Consider the following 19,099-nt stretch of genomic DNA (forward strand, 5'->3'; position numbering starts at 1 on the left):
ATTACCCCTCAACAGAAGTTGGCCATGATGGCCTGAGGTCTACTTTTGAACCCCGTTAAAAATGGGGGGATTACCGCCCTATGATGATTTTGAGGCCATTTACGCAAATCTTTCTGAGGATGAGAAAAATAGTGAGCTCATCGAAGATTTGGAAAACATTATTTTCAACTATTTCGAAGGTATGGAGTTACCAGATGAACCAACCATCTATGACCACTTAATACTCTCGCTTAGAGAAAAGGACGTGATTGCTACCTTTAACTGGGATCCTTTTCTCTTTCAGGCAGCAGCAAGGAATAGCCACATCAAAAAACCACCGAAACTGTTTTTCCTCCATGGATCGGTTGCAGTAGGAATTTGTAACGACTGTAGGCTAAAAATAAATGCGGGTGCTCTTTGTCCGAAATGCCATCAGCCTGTTGAAAGGTCGAATATTCTATACCCTGTAACGCAGAAGAATTACACAGCAGATCCTTTTATAAGCAATGAATGGGATGCATTTAAGCATTACCTCAAGCAAGGCTATATCTTTACCATATTTGGATACGGAGCCCCCGTTTCTGATGTTGAGGCCGTTGATCTTCTCAAAACTGCTTGGGGATCCCCGGATAAAAAAGCTCTTGAAGAAATCGAGATAATTGACTTATTGAGTAGTGACGAATTGGCGGAAAGATGGAGCGATTTTATTCACACCCATCACTATCGAACCGTCGATAGCTTCTATTCGAGTATGACTCCTTTGCATCCTCGGAGAACCTGTGAAGCACTTTGGGAGTGTTTGATGATGCTGAAGCCTTCTTATGGTACAGAATTTCCGGAATATGCTGAATTTGAAGAACTTTATGAGTTCATTAAACCACGGCTGTATGCGGAAAAAGCATAACAAGTTGCGTTACTCCGAGGCACTAAAGTGCGCCGGTTCGCTTAGGCGTTAAATGTCGTAACCGAATGTCCGCTTTGCGACCAGGCCGAGCTAAACAAAAGCGAACGCTTGCGGCGCAGGACGGTCTGCTGAGGCTATTTTTTATCCACTCTCCAATGGTTCCCAAAAAATGCCAGCGCTTCCTCTGTGTTGAGGCACTAACCAATATTCCTACTGGAAAATGAAGAACCCACAGGCGGTAACTGCCTATGGGTTTTGCAGGAAACAAAAGGAACGCTGATTGGCCAACTGTACCAGCCAGGCCAGTAAAGAGATCCTTAGATTGGCATACTAAACTGAATCCAAAATTTATCGCCTTCCGAAGTATTTTCAGCTCCAAATTCCTTTTGGTATTTGAATGCAATTCCGGATGCTGGAGAGAAATCGTACCTGATCTGAGGGCCAATCCCATTAACTTTGGCGCGATTACCATCTCCAACAGTATTTCCGTTCAGCTTGTCATCACTGAACTGATTCAGAACGAAACCCTGCAACCCTACTTGTACTTTGGGCGTCACGGAGTAGCCAATTGCATAGTCCAACATGGCCACATCTCCGGATTCGTAATTTGTATCGTCATTTTTCTGATTAAACTGGCCAACCAGAGATGCTGAAAGTTCCCAACCTGGCTTGAAAAACCAAGTAAGGTTGTAACTCGGCATAAAAGAAGCGTAGTTAACACCGGTGTTGGCTACGCTATTTTGGGAATAGGAGCCTGTAGGAAGGCTGAAGTCGAATGCCAGATATGAAAAAACAGTTTTGCTCTCACTCACGTAGCCGAGATTGAATGGTTGAACGATGATGTCTCCAATATCAGTATCGCTTTCGCTCATACCGAAAATCGTGGAAGAGGTATATACAATCGGTAAAATAGCACCAGATGACACGGTAAACGGGCCGAGAGGCTTCTCCCAGGTGTGCATGATTCTGGGCGCCTCTACGAAAACATCTACCTCAAAATCAGGAATGACATTATTACCGTCTGGTCCGGCAAACTCATCGGCTGAATAATACTGTGTATAACTATAAAATTGGGTTGAGCCAGGCCTGGGCATGATACCGTTAAGAACAGTATTTACTCCAAACGGATAAATCATCCGACCACTCTCCGTCGCATTCGCGACGGAGGACAAGCCGACAATGTTAGAGAAGATGATAGCTGCAATAATTTTATTAAGGTTTTTCATACTATACTCCAATTGACTTTTTTTATTTATCTAAACGCGAGAAAGAAATGCAGGAGAGGTGCTCACCTCCGGTATGGACGGATACCTTGCCTTTATTCACGGAGTCCTCGAATCCAAGGAGAGGCGCATCAGGTTGGATGGGTTTTCCCTGCACGCGGATCCTCAGAGTTTCCCCCGGCAAAAACGTAGTCGAATGCGGCAACAGCTCAATTTCAACGGCAACCACTTCATTGGCGTTAACTGGCATCAGCCTTTGATGTTTGTGAACCGGTCGTAAAGGGGCTGACGCAGTTTCATCAATTTCTCGATGTGAGACTCTTAGCCACCCACGTGTGACAATGTCATTCGGGTTAACCCCTCCAAATCCGTAGAACAGAACGCGATCACCGTTTGAATCCAGCTTCTCAATGCCGATGAAAAGGTCCGTGTCATCTGCGTCATCAATGGATAGCGAAAGACTCAGTTTGGATTCGCCTCCAATAATCATTTCCTCGGAAATTCGGTAGTCAAAATACAATCCTTCTTCTGAAGTTGAGTCGTATTTCGCGCTGCCAGCGATTGCTGGACGATTGACCTGCAGTAAGCTGTCATTGGCATTGAGATGAAGGATTTCGTAAACTTCAGTTGCGGGAGGCCAAGAATTCCTCTCAAGTATTTCAAAGGTATCTCTGTCCCGATATGATTTAATTGTCACTCGGCTCTGATCCTTCAGGCCGTCCCCCTTATTCAGAAGATAATGATCAAAAAAAGTCTTCTGCAGATCCAGTGACTCTTCTGAGTAATAGGCTTCCCACTTTGGCTGTCGATGAGTAACCAACCATTTATCTTCGGAGGAAATTTTCTTAAACCCTTCAAAGGTATCTGGCGTATGGAGCCCTTGGTCTGAAAAGCTGGCGCAGACAAGCGCAGGAACCTTGATCTTTTCGAGTGGAATATCAAACTTGCGCCAGTATTGGTCGTTCAGTGGGTGACTGAAACCGTTTTGGATGTAGTCAGGCTCGATGTAACCTGAGCTGGGGTTATGAGCCGCTTTGATCCAGTTTTCCCACAGCCACGGCATGAAGGTGGTTTCAGGAATGCCACCTTTATAGAATCTCCGGTAGAAATCATTCCATCCCTCCCAGAGTACGACGGCCTTCAAGCTTGGAGGGGAAAGGGCAGCAACCCCCCACTGAGAGACGCAGAGATAGGAAACACCATTTAATCCCACCCGTCCATTGGACCAGCTTTGGGCTCCGGCCCATTCGATCAGGTCGTAATAGTCTTCGCTGTCCTGGATGTGAAATGGCCCGGTTTCACCTCCTGATTCTCCCTGTCCCCGAGTATCCACCTGAATTACAGCATAACCTTGAGACACCCAGAAATTGGGGTCCGGTGCTTCGAAAGAGGTATGGTCCGAAACGGTAATCTTACCCAGATGCATGCTGGGCACGTTCCTGAAGATATCGAGTTTATCGAAAGAATCTTTGCCGTAGGGTGAAACCGCCATTACGACAGGGTATTTACCCGGGCCTTTCGGCTTAAAGACATTAACGCTCAGCTCTACGCCGTCGCGCATGGGGACTTTCACCCCTTGCTCAAAACTCACATTTTCATTGAGTGGCTCGTAGGCAAGATCAATTTTTTGATCACTCACCATATGTTTAGACATCGATCTTCTCCGTTTTATCTTTGTTATAAAGAGGTTACGACTACTGGAAACAGCTGGGACTTTGGCCCAGTCACTGAGAAATTCCTCCGCAAACAGGCAACGACTATCTGATGAATTCCGACCAAAAACGAGGATACTATTTAAGAAATCCCTCAATTTTCATTTTCAGCGTATGCCAAAAATTTCCCTTACAAAAATGATTTATTTCGCTCCAAATGATTGATGCTGTCGATCATGTGAGGAGCGAAGTTACCAAAGAAAGAGGGTAGTTACAGCGCGAATACCCCTTCTTTATCCTTCTGAAAAATATAAATTTATAGGCTAACTCAGTGCTCTAATGACGCCTCAATCGCTGAGCTTTTTTGCTTTGCAACACCTAGCATCGCGTTTTTGAATTCTCGCGTGATTGGAAATGGCCCTATCCATTGAGACAATATAGCGTTGTAAAACTCAGGGTTTACAATAGTGGCCATTTCAACACTATTTAGATAAATCTTTGTTCCCTCCCCAGGAAGAAAATCAAACCTCAATTCATCATGCTGCATGAATCCATTCTCAGGTGACATCTCTATGAACTTTCGAACGATAGGAAAAATATCTTTTAGCTCTTCCTTTCGCATATTAATAAACAAATCCTCTAAAAATACCTTTTTTGCAATATACATCGGTATATCCATATGAAAAATAACAACTGACCTTTTAATACTACGCTGGTCCATTATCTGTTCCGAATCAGAGCTTTTATCCTTTAGATAAAGAGCGGAAGTATAAATTGGGTTTCCATTCATTCGGCGTCTTGTCGCATAACCGTTTAATAGCATTTCCTCGCCAACCAAGTACGACCTGGCCGGAAGGGAACTATGGCCCACATCTTGACTATAAGACTTGTGCGTAAATATTACTGTCAACACCACCAAAATTGGCAAAAGTAATTTCATGAAATCGAGATCCTTTATTAGAAAGTGCATCGCCAATTAAAATTAAAGAAGTACTTCGTTATGCTTCATTGATTACACCCTTAAATTTAAGACAAAAAAGGGTGGCAACTTGCCACCCAAAAGACACAAAGCAACGTCAGGCCAGAAATTATTAAATATGAGCAACCTTGTTATCTACTCTTCTGTATTTTCCATTATGGAAAAGCAGAGGAGATCGGCATTCCTCAACATTCAAATACTCAACTTCCGCAATATAAAGAAGGTGATCTCCAGCTCTATGAATGTCCACTGTCCTTGCAACGACTTGTGTAGAGCTCTCTGGAAGCAGGGGAACTTCGCCGGTGGTATCGAACGGGCATTGCAGCCCATCAATGCTCTTGCCACCATAATGCGAACTTAGGTGCTCCTGCTCATCAACAAGAATGTTTACACCGTAACAATCGCCTACGTTCACCCAGTCATTGAATTTAGACTCCGCTCTGACTGAAATGACGATTAATGCCGGATCCAGCGAGACCGACATAAACGCGTTCGCTGTCATGCCGGCTGCTTCGCCATCGGCGAAGAAGGATACAACCGTCACGCCCGTTGCGAAGGAGCCCATAGCCTTCCGCATCAGTTGTTTATCGATTGCTCCCATCTCAGTAATGCAACTCTGATGTTGTTTTGCTGTATTCATAACGGTCTCCCCCTGCATCAAACCAGATTGGTGACTTTGCGTGTAGCGCCCAGCAGGGCCTCGCCATAAACTTCCTTTCCAACTGCTGGTAGTACAATGGCGTGCCTGGCTGCAGCGTTGGCATCCCGCCAGAAACGTTGCATTGGATTGAACTCCGCAAATGATCCCGCGCCATGGGCTGACAGAAGGATGTCAATTGCTTCAGTGACATTCCGGGCGACCTCACCAGTGACTGCACGAATGCGAGCCCGGCTTAGATAGTCCATCTTCTCACCGCGCTCACCGCAGTCATCGATTTCATCGGCGGCATTGAAGGCAAGGAGCTCAGCGGTGTGTATCTTCAAAGCCGCCTCAGCGACCTGGGCTTGGAATACCGACGATTCGGACTGATTTTGGAAGTTTGTATAGGCGATTCCGCGATTCGGGGCTTTCTCGATCACATGCTGAAGAGCCGCTCTGCCAAGGCCAAGTTGAGCACCGACAAGAACGAGAGCTGCAATCGGCATCAACGGCTTCTGATATGCAATCTCGTCTTTGAATTCGGTGGCATACTCGGAATTGAGGGCCTGATTCATGTCTAGCAAACGATGATTGGGCACAACTACGTCGTTGATAACAATGCAGTTGCTTCCAGAGCCACGCATACCTGAGGTGAACCAGGTGTCATCGATGTCAAACTGATCCTTGGGAACCAGCGCCATATAATGGCCAGCAACCTCTTGCTTCGAATTGAACTCCAACACACCAACAAGTGCCCAATCCGCGTGCAAAATACCTGAGGACGCATACCATTTGCCCGAAATCTTCAAACCTCCGTCAACACGCTCGGTTTCTGGAGATGGGGCAAACACACCAGCTACTCGGGCGTCCGGATCAGCTCCGAAAATGTCATTTTGAGCCTGTTCGCCAAACAAGCCTGTCAGCCAGGCACACACATTTGTTAGTGCCGTCACCCAAGCAGTGCCACCGCACCCCTCTGCAAGCAGAGATGTGACTTCAAGATGAGAGCGAATTGATCCTTCGTAACCGCCATACCGCTTTGGCACCATTAACTTGAAAGCACCTGCTTCTTGCAGCTGGCGAATATTTTCTTCATTTGCTCGACGATTAGCTTCCGAGTCTCTGGCATTATCAGACAGAGTTTTGATGATTGGCTTCAAAGCATTTTTTAATTCTTCAATTGATGGATTGCTTGCTTTATTGAATGCAATATTGGAGGCAATATTCATAAGTCACCTATTGTTTTTGTTCAATGTATGTCGAATGGCTGGCACTTTGAAATTCCTTGATTGCAATTACAGGAAAGTATCCAAGCACCTCTGGAAACAAGATTATCCAGTCACGCCAAATTTCGCAAAATTCACATAAATCTTGCAAAGCTCTGTTTTAAAAGGTTTTTTTGGCATTGATCTGACGAATCGTCACATTTAGCCTTTCGACATGAATGGTGCCTTTAAGACAATCAATGCCTTGGATATAAGTAATAGCTATAGGATTGTCTATTTTATGATTATTTTCGGGGATGATTTCGGTTGGCAGCAGCGAATATGCAGTCGGCTAGGTAGGCACAGAAGGGAAAAGTCACAGCATTAATTAGTCATTGTTTAGAAAATAATTACCTTCCTTGCTTTCAATATTTCTAGCCCAATTTGGTTTTCTAGGCTTACCTTGCAAAGTACCTTTTGCCCAGTGTCTAAGGTAAGTCAATGAGAATTCCGTTGCCATCTCGCAGATCTCGCTGTTGCAGCCCATACTTGAGATGATCATTCGTACTTGAGTATCTATGTATTGGCTGGGATTTTCGACACCCTGAATAAGACGTTCAATCGCTTTGGCGGACGCTCCCATCAGAAAATCAGTTGCTGCCTCAGTCGATTCGACGCAAAAATTTCCCTTTGACTTTCCCAACTCAATATCTTTAAAAACATAGGAGGAAACCAGTGTATTTTCTTCCCAAGCCTCGTGCCTGGTGACAAACATCGCCCACTTTCGGTCTAGCAACGCCCTCACTAGAAAAAGGCGGTATCCAACGGATATTCGCTGCCAAGGCTCTTTCAAAATATCGTACATAGGCAATATGTCAGAAACCATTTGGTCAGAAAAGTCATGACTGATAGCGCTTAAAACTTCCTCGACTGTTTGAAAATGATTATAGAAAGTTCCTCTCGATACATCAGCTTGCCTTATTATTTCGTCTATTGACAATTTCTTATAATCGTCGCTGGTGTAAATCTTTAAGGCAGCAGATACCAATTTTTTTCTTGTTTCAGGCTTTCTTTTGAGCTTCGTCATAGGGAATACCATACTTGTTTTAGTTTTACCCATAACAAATATTAGATAAAACGTTAAACCTATTTCTCGACTCTAAATTTCAGTTAATGAAACTATTGACCAGACAACCATGGTAGACGTTGTCGCCGCCTCTCCTCGAATTCTTTAATTTCATCATAAAACCCCAGGGTGTATTCGATTTCATCACCACCCCTTAAAAGCTTCTTTCTAGCCGACTCATTCATATCAAAGCTGATTGCTTCGCCTTTCTGAGGACAGATGAGACCTTCTGCCAGATCGACAACTACAATAAAACGTTCAGAAGTGCGAACTAAAAACATTAACCTATCAACTTCAGATGCACTTAGTGTAATAGGAATGATCCCGTTTTTAATGCAGTTCCTTTCAAAAATATCCGCGAAACTGATTGCAATTATTGCTCGGAAACCGAGCTCAGAAAGAGCCCAAGGCGCGTGCTCTCGTGACGAACCACAACCAAAATTCTCCCGGGTGAAGAGGATGCTGGCGTTCTGATATTTCCTCTGGTTGAGCTCAAAATCAGGGTTCAGTTGGCGTTTCGAGCAATCCATGCCGAGAATTCCGGCATCTAGATACCGCCACTCATCAAAGGCAAACTGCCCGAACCCTGTCCTCTTGACTGATTTCATAAACTGTTTAGGCAAGATTGCATCTGTGTCCACGTTGCTCCGATCAAGTACCGCGGCTTGCCCAGTCACCGAAACAGACGATTCCATTACAAGTACTCCCGCACGTCGGTTATGAGACCATTCAGCGCCGAGACAGCTGCCATAGCCGGGCTCATGAGATGACTTCGCCCACCTTGACCCTGACGGCCCTCAAAATTTCTGTTCGATGTTGACGCACAACGCTCTCCAGGCAACAAACGATCCTCGTTCATTCCCAAGCACATCGAACATCCTGGTCGGCGCCATTCAAATCCGGCCTCAATGAATATCTTATCAAGACCTTCTTTTTCGGCCTGCCGTTTCACTGCGCCCGAACCCGGAACAATTAGTGCCTGCTTTAAATGTTCTGCGATACGACATCCTTTAACCAAATCGGCAACGATGCGGAGGTCCTCAATACGTGAGTTGGTACAAGATCCAATGAAAACTTTATCCAAACGGAGGTCTTGCATTCGTTGGCCAGGTTCCAGGCCCATATAGGTAAGGGCTCGCTCGAAGCCAGCCCTTCTGATTGGATCATCAATTAGCCCAGGATTAGGAACAACGTCGGTCACCGATACGACCATTTCGGGCGATGTCCCCCATGTCACCAACGGCACAACCTCGCCAGCATCAAGGGCTAATGACTTATGGAATAGGGCTCCTTCATCGGTGTTTAACGAAGTCCAATAATGGACAGCCTCCGGCCAGAGACCTTGCGATGGGCTTTTCGGCCGGTCCTTCAGATATTCCAGTGTGGTCTCGTCTACGCCAACCAGCCCTGTCCGTGCACCCGCTTCTATCGCCATGTTGCAGAGCGTCATTCTCGCTTCCATGCTCAGTGCCCGGACCGCCTCTCCGGTAAATTCAATAACGTGTCCAGTCGCGCCGGCAGTACCGATTCTCTTTATCACATGCAGCGCTAAGTCTTTTGCATAGACGCCTGCCGGCAGACAGCCAGAGACACTGATACGGTAGTTTTTAGACTTTTTGAGAGCGAGTGTCTGAGTAGCCAAAACGTGCTCAACGTCTGAAGTCCCGATTCCGAAAGCGAGTGCAGAGAATGCGCCGTGGGTAGAAGTGTGAGAGTCACCGCAAACGATCGTCAGTCCGGGCTGGGTGATACCCAGCTCGGGTCCAATCACATGGACAATGCCCTGCTCATTGGATGGGTAGGGGTAGTATTCCGCTCCGGTCAAGCTTTTCAGATTGTCGTCCAGCGCATCAATCTGCGCTCTGGCCAGGTCGTCAGACACTCCAGCCTCGGGATCGGTCGTTGGGGTGTTATGATCAGCGGTGGCCACAATACTTGACTCAGACCAGACCTTTCTGGACTTCGCCCTCATACCTGCAAAGGCCTGAGGGCTTGTCACTTCGTTGATAAGGTGCTTGTCGATGTAAATCAGCGCCTCGTCCTTATCAAGATCATGGATCTTGTGACTTTCCCACAGTTTGTCGTACAGAGTAGAAGGCATAGGTATGACCCGACCTAAGTTGTAAGTTCACCCACCCAGCTAAGTCCCGGGAGAGTCCTTTTAGCCGGAATATACTCACAGCCAACCCAACCTCGATAACGACTTTTATCTATAGCCTCTAGCAGCGATCGATACGGCAGGCTTCCGTGGTCTGGTTCGTGACGCCCCGGATGGCCAGCAATCTGTATGTGAGCAGCTTTCTCACAATTTTCTTTGCAAGCACTCAGGACATTTAAGCCTTCTTTCGCGCAATGGTAGAGATCAAAAAGTAAACCAAGCGGTTCGAGACTTTGGGTCCACTGGTGGGCATCGTCCAATGATCTAAAAAAATAGTCTGGAACGTCATCTTGATTTATTGCCTCAACAACGAGCTTCAGATTAGTTCCTTCAATTTGCTCACTCGCCCACATCACGTTGGACCTGAAAGTACAGCAAGCGTCTTCATACTCACTATCACGCACCACTCCTGCTGTAACGTGCAAGAGGGGGACACCTGCCGCCAATGCGAAATCCATTCCGCGCTGAAACTGCTCTTTGAACAGGGATTCTCGACCAGGAGTCGCCGCTAACCCTTTGGTTCCGGGTAACAGCGGCAGATTAGCCAATACCTGCTTCAGTTCGTTATCGTCCAGCAGGGTTCGAACCTCGGAGCAGGTCAGACCCTCTGGAAACATGAATTCAACTCCGTCGAAACCGGCTCGCTTTGCAGCTTCAAACCGACTTTCAAACGGTAATTCCTGAAACATAAGACTGATGTTGGCGGCGAATTTGAGCATCACTCAACCTGGGCTGTTGATTTGGGCTTGTACTTCTGCCGAATTTCTTCGTCAAAATCACCGAGGACAGGAGGAGCCTTGATGTCTCGAAGGGTTTGTCCATCGTATGAGATTGGAGAGCGAACCGTGCGCCAAACGCCACCCTCGGGGTGGTCGACACTGACCTCAAGCCCCAAGTGTTTTGCCTGCGGATCATTGAGTGCCTCACTAGAGTCATACATTGGCGAGTGCGGGACATCCTCACTGATTAGCCGTCGGCACCACTCGTCACGATCACGACCGGCGAAAGCTTCACCGAGGAGCTTGATCAATCGCTCCTGGTTTTCGATACGCTTTTCTCTACTGCAAAACAAGGGATCTTCAAACAGGTTTGGCTGGTCAATTGCATTCGCCAGGCCTTGCCAGAATTTCTCAGGAGACGACATGTGCAGCGCGATCCACTTCTTGTCCTTGCACTCAACAACATACGACTGAGAGACGCTGGGTCGACTGTAAGGCCCCATAATCTCGCCCTCCGAGAAGTAGTGGGTGAATGCATCCAAATTAAAGTGGCACATCGATTCCAGCATCGACACTTCAACGGTTCTCCCTTTGCCTGTGGTGTTGCGTTCATGCAAGGCGCCAAGGATGCCGTAAGCCGCGTAGAAACCAGTCAGAGAGTCCGCCATCGCAGGGCCAACCACTCTGGGGTTTTCAGGATTAATCAGCAGATGCAAAAACCCACTAGCTGCTTGTGCCACGGTGTCGTAGGCTGGACGGTCCGACGCTGGGCCGTCCTTGCCAAATCCGCTTATTGAGCAGTAAATAAGTCGGGGATTGAGCGCTCTCAGCCTTTCTTCACCGGCACCAAGGCGATCGGCCGTTCCAGGACGGAAGTTCTGAATGTAAATGTCAGCGTCCTTGATGAGCTCATCGAAGATGGCCAAATCCTCGTCGAGCTTGGTGTTTAGCGTGATACTGCGTTTATTGCGGTTATACGTCTGAAAGTGAGGGCTGTAGAGACCGCCTTTAAAGGATCGGAACGGGTCACCTGTACCAGGCTTTTCCACCTTGATCACTTCCGCGCCGAGATCCGCCAATAGCATTCCTGCGTTCGGGCCCGTTATGAAGGTTCCTTGTTCAATTACTTTTATGCCAGACAAGACCTTATCCATTAAATGCCTCCTTCGACCTGATGTAGTTCTTAAGGCGATTCTGCCGTTGCGTGTTTCACGCGAATGAATTGGAGCCAATTCTCAATCGTTAGAAGGCATATCACCTGTATATTCATATTCCCGTGTTGCCTGATAAGAGAGTGCAAAGCCAATTGGAGACTGTTGCTCCTCATAAAGATGAGCGACCAGCCCGGCGCTACGAGCCAGAATAGGTACCCCGCGCAGTGCTTGAAGAGGGAAGCCAGCGCCAAGCAGGACCGCAGGAATTGCTGCAGAAACATTAAGCTTCAGAGGTTTCCCTACAATCTCGGGAATGACTTTTTCGATCTCCTCCGCGATTTCGACATAGCTCAAGTCTGAGCCAGCCTCAGAAGCTGTATTAAACAAAGCGGAAACTCTGGGGTCTCGTGATTTATGGAGGGGATGCCCATACCCCGGGAGAGGCTTCCTGGCCGCGCGATACTCCGAAACCACATCGCGTGCAGAGTCCTGTAGCGATTTGCCGGACGACATTCTTTGCTTAACTTCATCCAACATCTCACCGGCATTGGCGGAGGCACCCAGTATCACTGAGCCACAACCAAGCAGACCAGCAGCAACGGCTCCCTGAAGAGCCTCGGGTGAGGCGGCGTAAGTCATCCGAGCGGCCTGAACACTCGGGACAAGTCCATGCTCGGTGATAGCAACGAGAGTGGCATCCAGCACTTTCAGCGTTGCTTTCGTTGGTGCCTTACCCGTCAAAAGCAGAAAGAAATATTCTGTGAAGGAGAGTTTTCCAATAACCTCTGCACAAAGATCCCGCCCGCGGACCACGATGGTGTCTTCATCCGATGTACAGATGGCGCTACTCGGGGTGGTTGCTTTACCAATTTTCATTCAAAATCTCCTTGTTTCCCTGATTTACTTGTATTCGGTAAGCCGGAAATCGAAGTTGGCGGTGTAGTACGGAGCATCCTGATAAGAACCGTCCGGAGCACTCCCGGCCGGGTGCCGGGTGAAGTCAACGATCAGGCTTCGTTTGACCCCGAACACGCAATCGGTGTCGAGATACGGGCCACCTGCAACAAATATCTGCGTATTTACAGAATGGTATCCAGGAGTGCTGATTTTGAAATGAACATGCCCGGGACGGTTAGGATGACGACCTGATTTGGCTTGCATTTTTCCGGCAGGGCCATCGGTCGGGATTGGATAATAATTCGGTTTGATAGACCAAAAGGAGTATCGACCTTCAGAGTCGGTTCGGATCTTGGCCCTGGCTTGCATTCTGTCTTCATCCGGCGATTGCATGTCATAGTGGCCTTCACCATCGCCAGACCAGACGTCAAGCAAGGCATTCGCCAGAGGCTCATCCGCCGAATTCAGAACTCGACCGAAGTAATAGGCTTTCTCGCCAACCGCACCTTGAGATATATCACTGCCGAGCGCCATTTCGGGCGCGCCTTCCCAATAAAACGGCCCCTCCACAGTCTCTTCCAGACAATGATCGCCTCGGTGCTGGTTTAATCCGATAGTGAGGGTTGATACGCCCAAAAGGTCTGACAGAAGAATGAATTCTTGCCGTTTGGAGGTACAGATTTGTCCCGTTTCAGTGAGAAACCTGATTGCTGCCTCCCACTCCTCCGGAGACAACTTCAGCTCGGAAACGCATGCGTGCAGGTGATAGACCACGCTGCGCATAATCTCTTTGAAGCGCTGATCCTCGCATTGGTCAAAACTGCTCAACACCTCCTTGAGATGTGCATCCGTATCAAAACTCACCATCGCTACGCCCTCTTGTTTTTGAACTTACTCGGCAACTGTTTTTAACCTTAGCGCTTAGCAATACTGGAAAAAAGTGATAAATTTACATGCAAACAATCGATGCCATCACTAGTTGAGGAGCTTGTAGTGGAACTCAGACACTTGCGTTATTTTTCGGCTCTGGCGGAGACACTCAACTTCACGCGGGCAGCAGAAAAGAACCACGTGACCCAATCGACACTGTCACATCAAATAAAGCAGTTGGAAGAGGAGTTGAGCGTCCCTTTATTCGAACGGGTTGGGAAACGAGTCCTGATTACCGAGGCTGGGGACAGTTTACTGGCGCAGATCACACCCGCACTGAAGCAAATTGACCTAGCAGTGAATGCCTTGTTGACGTCGCCAGGAACGATGACTGGCTGCATTCGTATAGGGGCAACCTACACGTTCAACACAAACCTCGTTCCAAAATACCTGGCGACGTTTCTCTCGAAAAACCCCGAAATGAAGATTGTTTCCGAAGAACTTCCGCAAGCTGAGATTATCCGAAAGTTGGAGGAGGATTCCCTGGATCTCGGAATAGCCTATCGGCCCAATGAGGGGCACGATCTATGGTTTGAGCCGCTCTTCAACGAAGAGATGGTCCTGATTACAGGTGTCAATCATCCTCTTGCGAAACGCAAACGCGTACGCATGATTGAACTCAACAACATGCGAATGACATTGCTCCCGAAAATCTTCAATACAAGGCAACAGTTGGACGAGTGCTTTCGCGCCTGCGGAGCCGAACCGCAGATTGTCGTTGAAATGAACGCAATTTCACCCATGTTGGAACTGGTAAGGCAAACAGATCTTGTGGCTATCGTTGGCGAAACCGCCCTGGACTCTGCAAAAGGCCTCTCCGCTGTGGCCCTTGAGAACCCCACACCAATACGCACCCCTGGTGTGTTGTGGAAGAAAGGGGGACGTGAGAATGCCGCCGTAAACGAATTCGCTGCAATGATTCGCAGGAGCGTGGCTCTCAGGGAAGGTGACGGGTGATAAGTGGAGATCTGAAATCCGATCTGTAATCGCGGATTTAACAGTCAAGAGTACTGAGCAATAACTCCCGAACAATGGACACTCGGACAGTGCCTTTGAATTATAGTTAGTAACGCGATTGCGGAGCATGGCTCTGTCGGGAGTGATCCTGATCCTGGCGTTATCCCCAAATCTGAACGTTCGCTTTGCGACCTAGCTGGCCAGCAGAAAACAATTTTCTGAACCATACTTAAAGGCCCTTACCCTCCAAAGAGGGCCATGTCATGACGTTTCCTATCAGTAAGGCTCCCTGGAACAAGGGAAAGCTCGTTGGCCAGAAGCTACCGCTCAAACTCGAGCAAATATGGGCTATCCGTATTCGGTTGGAGATTGCAAAGAATATCCGCGAACTGGCGATGTTCAACATGGCGATTGATTGCAAACTCCGATCCTGCGATATGGTAAAGCTCTTGGTGCGAGATATTTCCAGAAACGGAGAGGTTTTGGATCGGGCGCAAGTCATCCAGCAGAAAACCAGTCAACCTGTTCAGTTTGAGATAACCAAAAAGACTCGCAAATCGGTCGAAGCATGGATCGAATTTCGCGGACTATCAGGTATGGATTATGGACTTACCCCGGTCCACTCTGGGTCGGGCTTTTCCATGGAACCACCTACTGGGGTGAGAGTTTGGGGAAATAGACTGGCTCAGCATGTTCCGGAACAGACCACAGAAGTGGCGAGCGACTATCCTTTGGGTCTGCATCGACCAGCAAGCCTTGATCGCGAAGCTTTTTAAGCAGTCGCCGGGCAGTTCGCTCATCACGCTCCCCAGTTAATGTCAGGGCATCAGACCTTGAGATCGATCCCTGAATGAACGCCTGATACAGAACCCATGTAGAAGCGGGTTTCAGGTCATCCCTGCTCGCCACGAAGTCTTCGATTCGACGTTTCATCGATTTCAGGTTCAGAAGTTCTGAAATGTAGCTGACTTGGTCAACGGAGGTGTCCAGAACAAAATGACAGAACCGGGCCAGACCAAGCTCACTGAGCGGGCCTCTGCCATCGGTTTGGCCCTGCTGGACGGCGTCAGCTTGAGCCAAGTTGCTTTTGTACTTCTCGGAGTAAATCGCAAGCCCACGGCTCAAACACCAGACGCCCACGCTTTCCAGTCCAGCCGCCCGGAATGCCGCATCCGTCCAAAGACGAACAACTCGGCCATTGCCATCCAGGAATGGGTGGATCCAGAGGAATCGGTGGTGTGCAGCTGCGATTGCGATCAGACGTCGATCACCTTGGTGTCTGACACTTTTATATTCGTTGCAGAACTGCGTCATTAGCTGTTCCAAGTGTTCGGCGTCAGGCGGTATGTGCCGACCAACCTTTACCCCTCGATCCCTGAACTTTCCACCCTCAACCCAGACGACTTCCCCCGTTTCATCCAGCTCGACCTTTTTAAGATCGCTAGGCAAGTCCCTGTAGAATCGGCGATGCAGCTCTTTGATGAAGTCCACGGAAATAACTTCTTCCAGACTCCGATCCTCAGAAGCTATCCACGCCTGTACGTCGATGTGGGCAAGAGACTCAATCTGTTTGTCCCGAGCAACCGGATCGTCCTCAAAATTTCCCCGCTGGGCCTCGCGGATCTGGTGAGGGAGGGTTCGATTGCCTTCAATCAGATTGCTGTAGTACGAGTTGATGACAGCCATGTGCCGGCGCAACGTATCCGCTGTCTCCGGCTCAAGCTGGCCGGAGACCTGAGCGGCCTTCCTGTTCAGGATGCTGGCCAGATCGAGAAGCCCCTCTTCCGTACAGGATTTCTCGTTTGGCGCAAAAGGCGCGGCACTCATCCAGGATGTCATCTGATACCTTAATTCGTGTAGTGATTCTGAGTTTCTGTCCGGCAGTTTGTCCGGGTATTTGTCCGGCATTATGACCGGTCGCCAGCAGCGGCACAGAGTTCCCGCTGATGGCAATATATTTTCCTTGGAGCCAGTATAAATAGGCACTGACATCATTTCCAGTTTTTGGAACTCAGTTTCATCTGGTCATATTTGCTGTTTTCCTGTCCGGCCAAATGACCGGCAATATGTCCGGCAATATGTCCGGCAAAATCTTGTTTGGCTCTTGGGCCGACTCACGAACTATCAGCTTTGGCAAACAACGCTGACTCCCGATTTCAGCATGCCTCCAACGGCGCGTAGGCCAAAACCAACCACTTAGCCCCCTCATCAAAGTTCACCTGCACCCGGGTATGATGACCACTGCCTTCGCTGTTCATCACGATACCCTCGCCAAACTTTGGGTGACGTACCCGCTGGCCCAGGCTAAACCCCGTGCCAACGTCCGGCTCCTGGCTGAACAGGCCCTCGTTCGGGCGGGCCATCATGGCCGGGCGAGTGACCGTATTGCGTAGCCGTACTTCCTGGATGCAGTCACCGGGGATCTCACGGACAAAGCGCGACAGGGCGTGGAATTTCTCCTGGCCGTACAACCGGCGGGATTCGGCGTAAGTGAGTACCAGCTTTTGCATGGCGCGGGTGATGCCCACGTAGGCCAGGCGGCGCTCCTCTTCCATCCGCCCCGGTTCTTCCAGCGACATGCTATGGGGGAACAGGCCTTCTTCCACACCGGCCAGGAACACCAGCGGAAATTCCAGGCCCTTGGCGGAATGCAGGGTCATCAGTTGTACGCAGTCTTCGTTCACCTCGGCTTGCGCTTCACCCGCGTCCAGCGCTGCCTGGGCGATGAATTCCGATAGCGGATCAACGCCCTCTTCCACCTCGTAATCCGACAGGGCATTCACCAGTTCATCCAGGTTCTCCGCCCGTGCCTGACCTTTCTCACCTTTTTCACTGGCGTGATAATCCCTGAGCCCGCTCAGCTCCAGGGTTGTCTTCATCAGCCCGTGCAGGGAGGCGTCGTCCACCATTTCCGTCAGGCGTTCGATGATACCCATGAAGGATTGCAGGCCGGTCTTGGCGCGGCCCTTGACCTGGCCGGCTTCCAGCAGCCGCTCGGCGGATTCCCACAGGGAGATACTGCGCTCGGTGGCAAACGCCCGCATATCCGCCAGGCTCTTGGCGCCGATGCCACGAGCCGGGATGTTCACCACCCGCTCGAAGGCCGCATCATCCCGGCGGTAGTGCACCAGGCGCAGGTAGGCGATGGCATTGCGGATTTCCTGGCGATCGTAGAACCGCAGACCGCCATAGACGCGGTAGGGAATGCCCTGGCGGATCAGGGATTCTTCCAGCACCCGCGACTGGGCGTTGGAACGGTAGAGAATGGCCGACTCGCTGCGAAGGTTACCCTCGCTGACCCAACTGCCGATGGTGTCGGCGATGTAGTTGGCCTCGTCCTGCTCGTTGAAGGCGGCGTAAAGACTGATCGGCTCGCCATCCGGGCCGTCGGTCCACAGCTCCTTGCCCAAGCGGCCGACGTTGTTGGCAATCACAGCGTTGGCGGCCTTCAGGATCAGTTGGGTGGAGCGGTAGTTCTGCTCCAGCCGCACCAGCCGTGCGTTGGGAAAGTCCCGTTGGTACTGCTGAATGTTCTCGACCTTGGCGCCCCGCCAGCCATAAATCGACTGGTCGTCGTCGCCCACCACCGTCAGCGGCACCCGGTTTCCGGCCAGGATCTGCAGCCAGGCGTACTGAATGGTGTTGGTGTCCTGGAACTCGTCCACCAGGATCTGCTGGAAGCGGCCCTGGTAATGACTCAGCAGCTCCGGGCGATGGAGCCACAGTTCGTGGGAGCGCAGCAGCAGCTCACCGAAATCCACCAGCCCACTCAGATTGCAGAGCTTCTCGTACCGGCGGTAAACCGTCAGCATGGTACTGGTGAAATGGTCGCCGGGGTTCTCCTGGATGTGTTCCGCCCGTAACCCTTCGTCTTTCTGGCCATTGATGAACCACTGGGCCTGCTTCGGCGGCCAGCGGCTCTCGTCAATCTGCATTTCTCGCATCACCCGCTTGATCAGACGCAGCTGGTCGTCGCTGTCCAACACCTGGAAATTCTCCGGCAGGCCCGCATCCTGGTGATGCGCCCGCAGCAACCGGTGGGCGATACCATGAAAAGTGCCGAACCAGAGGCCGCGAGCCGGGATGTGCATCATCTGCTCGATGCGGTAGCGCATCTCCTTCGCCGCCTTGTTGGTGAAGGTCACCGCCAGGATGCCTGTGGGCGGCACCTTGTCCACCTGCATCAGCCAGGCAATCCGGTGAACCAGTACCCGGGTCTTGCCACTGCCCGCTCCGGCCAGTACCAGCAGGTGGTCGTTCTGGGCGGTGACCGCCTCGCGCTGGGCGTCGTTGAGGGCGTCGATTATGTGGGAGACATCCATAGAGATCCGGTCGCTACTGGTTAAATGAACAGGGGCGGAATTATAACAGGAGAAAGGAGGGTTTGCCGGGTGGGGGTTTGATGGAGCTGGCTTGTCGGATTACGGCTTTGCCTAATCCGACCTACGATTTATGCGCGTACCTGTCGGGTGACGATACAGAAAATGTGAACACTTTTTATGAAACTGGCGTCAACTTGGGTATACTCCCCGCCGCGGGTCGCCCGGAAGAACCTTCAGTTCGTCCGCTGGCCACC

At 49.8% G+C, this 19,099-nt stretch carries 16 protein-coding genes; 2 read left to right on the plus strand and 14 right to left on the minus strand.

The features are described 5' to 3' along the window. The first annotated feature begins 61 nt into the window (after nt 1-61). Nucleotides 62-883 carry a hypothetical protein gene (locus tag NLU14_RS20290; protein ID WP_275710021.1) on the plus strand — a complete coding sequence of 274 codons (822 nt, stop codon included), beginning with the start codon at nt 62-64 and terminating at the stop codon, nt 881-883. A 317-nt stretch (nt 884-1,200) separates the two neighbouring features. Here the strand turns inward: NLU14_RS20290 and NLU14_RS20295 are convergent, their stop codons facing one another. The 12 genes from NLU14_RS20295 to NLU14_RS20350 form a co-directional block, all read right to left on the minus strand. Further along, nucleotides 1,201-2,109, minus strand: a complete 909-nt coding sequence (locus NLU14_RS20295) for a SphA family protein (protein ID WP_275710023.1) — start codon at nt 2,107-2,109, stop codon at nt 1,201-1,203. Between the two features lie 22 nt (nt 2,110-2,131). Next, nucleotides 2,132-3,760, minus strand: coding sequence for a CocE/NonD family hydrolase (locus tag NLU14_RS20300; protein ID WP_275710025.1), 1,629 nt, complete (start codon nt 3,758-3,760; stop codon nt 2,132-2,134). 326 nt (nt 3,761-4,086) lie between these two features. Beyond that, complete coding sequence (locus NLU14_RS20305) at nt 4,087-4,698, minus strand: chalcone isomerase family protein (RefSeq protein WP_275710027.1); 612 nt, start codon at nt 4,696-4,698, stop codon at nt 4,087-4,089. Between the two features lie 151 nt (nt 4,699-4,849). Continuing rightward, nucleotides 4,850-5,377 carry a flavin reductase family protein gene (locus NLU14_RS20310; RefSeq protein WP_275710029.1) on the minus strand — a complete coding sequence of 176 codons (528 nt, stop codon included), beginning with the start codon at nt 5,375-5,377 and terminating at the stop codon, nt 4,850-4,852. Between the two features lie 17 nt (nt 5,378-5,394). After that, complete coding sequence (locus NLU14_RS20315; protein WP_275710031.1) at nt 5,395-6,606, minus strand: acyl-CoA dehydrogenase family protein; 1,212 nt, start codon at nt 6,604-6,606, stop codon at nt 5,395-5,397. 364 nt (nt 6,607-6,970) lie between these two features. Continuing rightward, nucleotides 6,971-7,669, minus strand: a complete 699-nt coding sequence (locus tag NLU14_RS20320) for a TetR/AcrR family transcriptional regulator (RefSeq protein WP_275710033.1) — start codon at nt 7,667-7,669, stop codon at nt 6,971-6,973. 92 nt (nt 7,670-7,761) lie between these two features. Continuing rightward, nucleotides 7,762-8,403 (minus strand): 3-isopropylmalate dehydratase small subunit, encoded by a 642-nt coding sequence (leuD, locus tag NLU14_RS20325; protein ID WP_275710035.1) that lies wholly within the window; start codon nt 8,401-8,403, stop codon nt 7,762-7,764. Beyond that, a complete protein-coding gene (gene leuC, locus NLU14_RS20330) occupies nt 8,403-9,809 on the minus strand; it encodes a 3-isopropylmalate dehydratase large subunit (RefSeq protein ID WP_275710037.1) in 1,407 nt (468 codons plus the stop codon). The genes leuD and leuC overlap by 1 nt, the downstream gene beginning before the upstream one ends. 14 nt (nt 9,810-9,823) lie before the next feature. Continuing rightward, nucleotides 9,824-10,585, minus strand: a complete 762-nt coding sequence (locus NLU14_RS20335) for a hydroxypyruvate isomerase family protein (protein ID WP_275710040.1) — start codon at nt 10,583-10,585, stop codon at nt 9,824-9,826. Then, nucleotides 10,585-11,739: a CaiB/BaiF CoA transferase family protein gene (locus tag NLU14_RS20340; protein WP_275710043.1), complete on the minus strand. Its 1,155-nt coding sequence runs from the start codon at nt 11,737-11,739 to the stop codon at nt 10,585-10,587. Before NLU14_RS20340 ends, NLU14_RS20335 begins: the two co-directional genes overlap by 1 nt. 81 nt (nt 11,740-11,820) lie before the next feature. Further along, complete coding sequence (locus tag NLU14_RS20345; protein WP_275710044.1) at nt 11,821-12,615, minus strand: citryl-CoA lyase; 795 nt, start codon at nt 12,613-12,615, stop codon at nt 11,821-11,823. A 24-nt stretch (nt 12,616-12,639) separates the two neighbouring features. Then, nucleotides 12,640-13,503 (minus strand): dioxygenase family protein, encoded by an 864-nt coding sequence (locus NLU14_RS20350; RefSeq protein ID WP_275710046.1) that lies wholly within the window; start codon nt 13,501-13,503, stop codon nt 12,640-12,642. Between the two features lie 126 nt (nt 13,504-13,629). Here NLU14_RS20350 and NLU14_RS20355 point away from each other — a divergent pair, with 126 nt between their 5' ends. Then, entirely contained in the window at nt 13,630-14,523 is an 894-nt protein-coding gene (locus NLU14_RS20355; protein ID WP_275710048.1) for a LysR substrate-binding domain-containing protein, read from the plus strand. 651 nt (nt 14,524-15,174) lie between these two features. Here NLU14_RS20355 and NLU14_RS20365 read toward each other — a convergent pair. Together NLU14_RS20365 and uvrD are read right to left on the minus strand one after the other, a co-directional pair. Then, on the minus strand, nt 15,175-16,431 hold the full coding sequence (locus NLU14_RS20365; protein WP_275710051.1) for a Fic family protein: 1,257 nt from the start codon (nt 16,429-16,431) through the stop codon (nt 15,175-15,177). 248 nt (nt 16,432-16,679) lie between these two features. Next, nucleotides 16,680-18,845, minus strand: coding sequence for a DNA helicase II (uvrD, locus tag NLU14_RS20370; protein ID WP_275710053.1), 2,166 nt, complete (start codon nt 18,843-18,845; stop codon nt 16,680-16,682). Nucleotides 18,846-19,099 lie beyond the last annotated feature (254 nt).

The organism is Marinobacter iranensis, assembly GCF_029207565.1.
Lineage (GTDB): Bacteria > Pseudomonadota > Gammaproteobacteria > Pseudomonadales > Oleiphilaceae > Marinobacter > Marinobacter iranensis.

Bases quoted from the DNA above. Each gene is read 5' to 3' on its own strand.
- NLU14_RS20290 (WP_275710021.1), top strand. From the start codon at position 62: ATGGGGGGATTACCGCCCTATGATGATTTTGAGGCCATTTACGCAAAT.
- NLU14_RS20295 (WP_275710023.1), bottom strand. From the start codon at position 2,109: ATGAAAAACCTTAATAAAATTATTGCAGCTATCATCTTCTCTAACATT.
- NLU14_RS20300 (WP_275710025.1), bottom strand. From the start codon at position 3,760: ATGTCTAAACATATGGTGAGTGATCAAAAAATTGATCTTGCCTACGAG.
- NLU14_RS20305 (WP_275710027.1), bottom strand. From the start codon at position 4,698: ATGAAATTACTTTTGCCAATTTTGGTGGTGTTGACAGTAATATTTACG.
- NLU14_RS20310 (WP_275710029.1), bottom strand. From the start codon at position 5,377: ATGAATACAGCAAAACAACATCAGAGTTGCATTACTGAGATGGGAGCA.
- NLU14_RS20315 (WP_275710031.1), bottom strand. From the start codon at position 6,606: ATGAATATTGCCTCCAATATTGCATTCAATAAAGCAAGCAATCCATCA.
- NLU14_RS20320 (WP_275710033.1), bottom strand. From the start codon at position 7,669: ATGACGAAGCTCAAAAGAAAGCCTGAAACAAGAAAAAAATTGGTATCT.
- leuD (WP_275710035.1), bottom strand. From the start codon at position 8,403: ATGGAATCGTCTGTTTCGGTGACTGGGCAAGCCGCGGTACTTGATCGG.
- leuC (WP_275710037.1), bottom strand. From the start codon at position 9,809: ATGCCTTCTACTCTGTACGACAAACTGTGGGAAAGTCACAAGATCCAT.
- NLU14_RS20335 (WP_275710040.1), bottom strand. From the start codon at position 10,585: ATGCTCAAATTCGCCGCCAACATCAGTCTTATGTTTCAGGAATTACCG.
- NLU14_RS20340 (WP_275710043.1), bottom strand. From the start codon at position 11,739: ATGGATAAGGTCTTGTCTGGCATAAAAGTAATTGAACAAGGAACCTTC.
- NLU14_RS20345 (WP_275710044.1), bottom strand. From the start codon at position 12,615: ATGAAAATTGGTAAAGCAACCACCCCGAGTAGCGCCATCTGTACATCG.
- NLU14_RS20350 (WP_275710046.1), bottom strand. From the start codon at position 13,503: ATGGTGAGTTTTGATACGGATGCACATCTCAAGGAGGTGTTGAGCAGT.
- NLU14_RS20365 (WP_275710051.1), bottom strand. From the start codon at position 16,431: ATGCCGGACAAATACCCGGACAAACTGCCGGACAGAAACTCAGAATCA.
- uvrD (WP_275710053.1), bottom strand. From the start codon at position 18,845: ATGGATGTCTCCCACATAATCGACGCCCTCAACGACGCCCAGCGCGAG.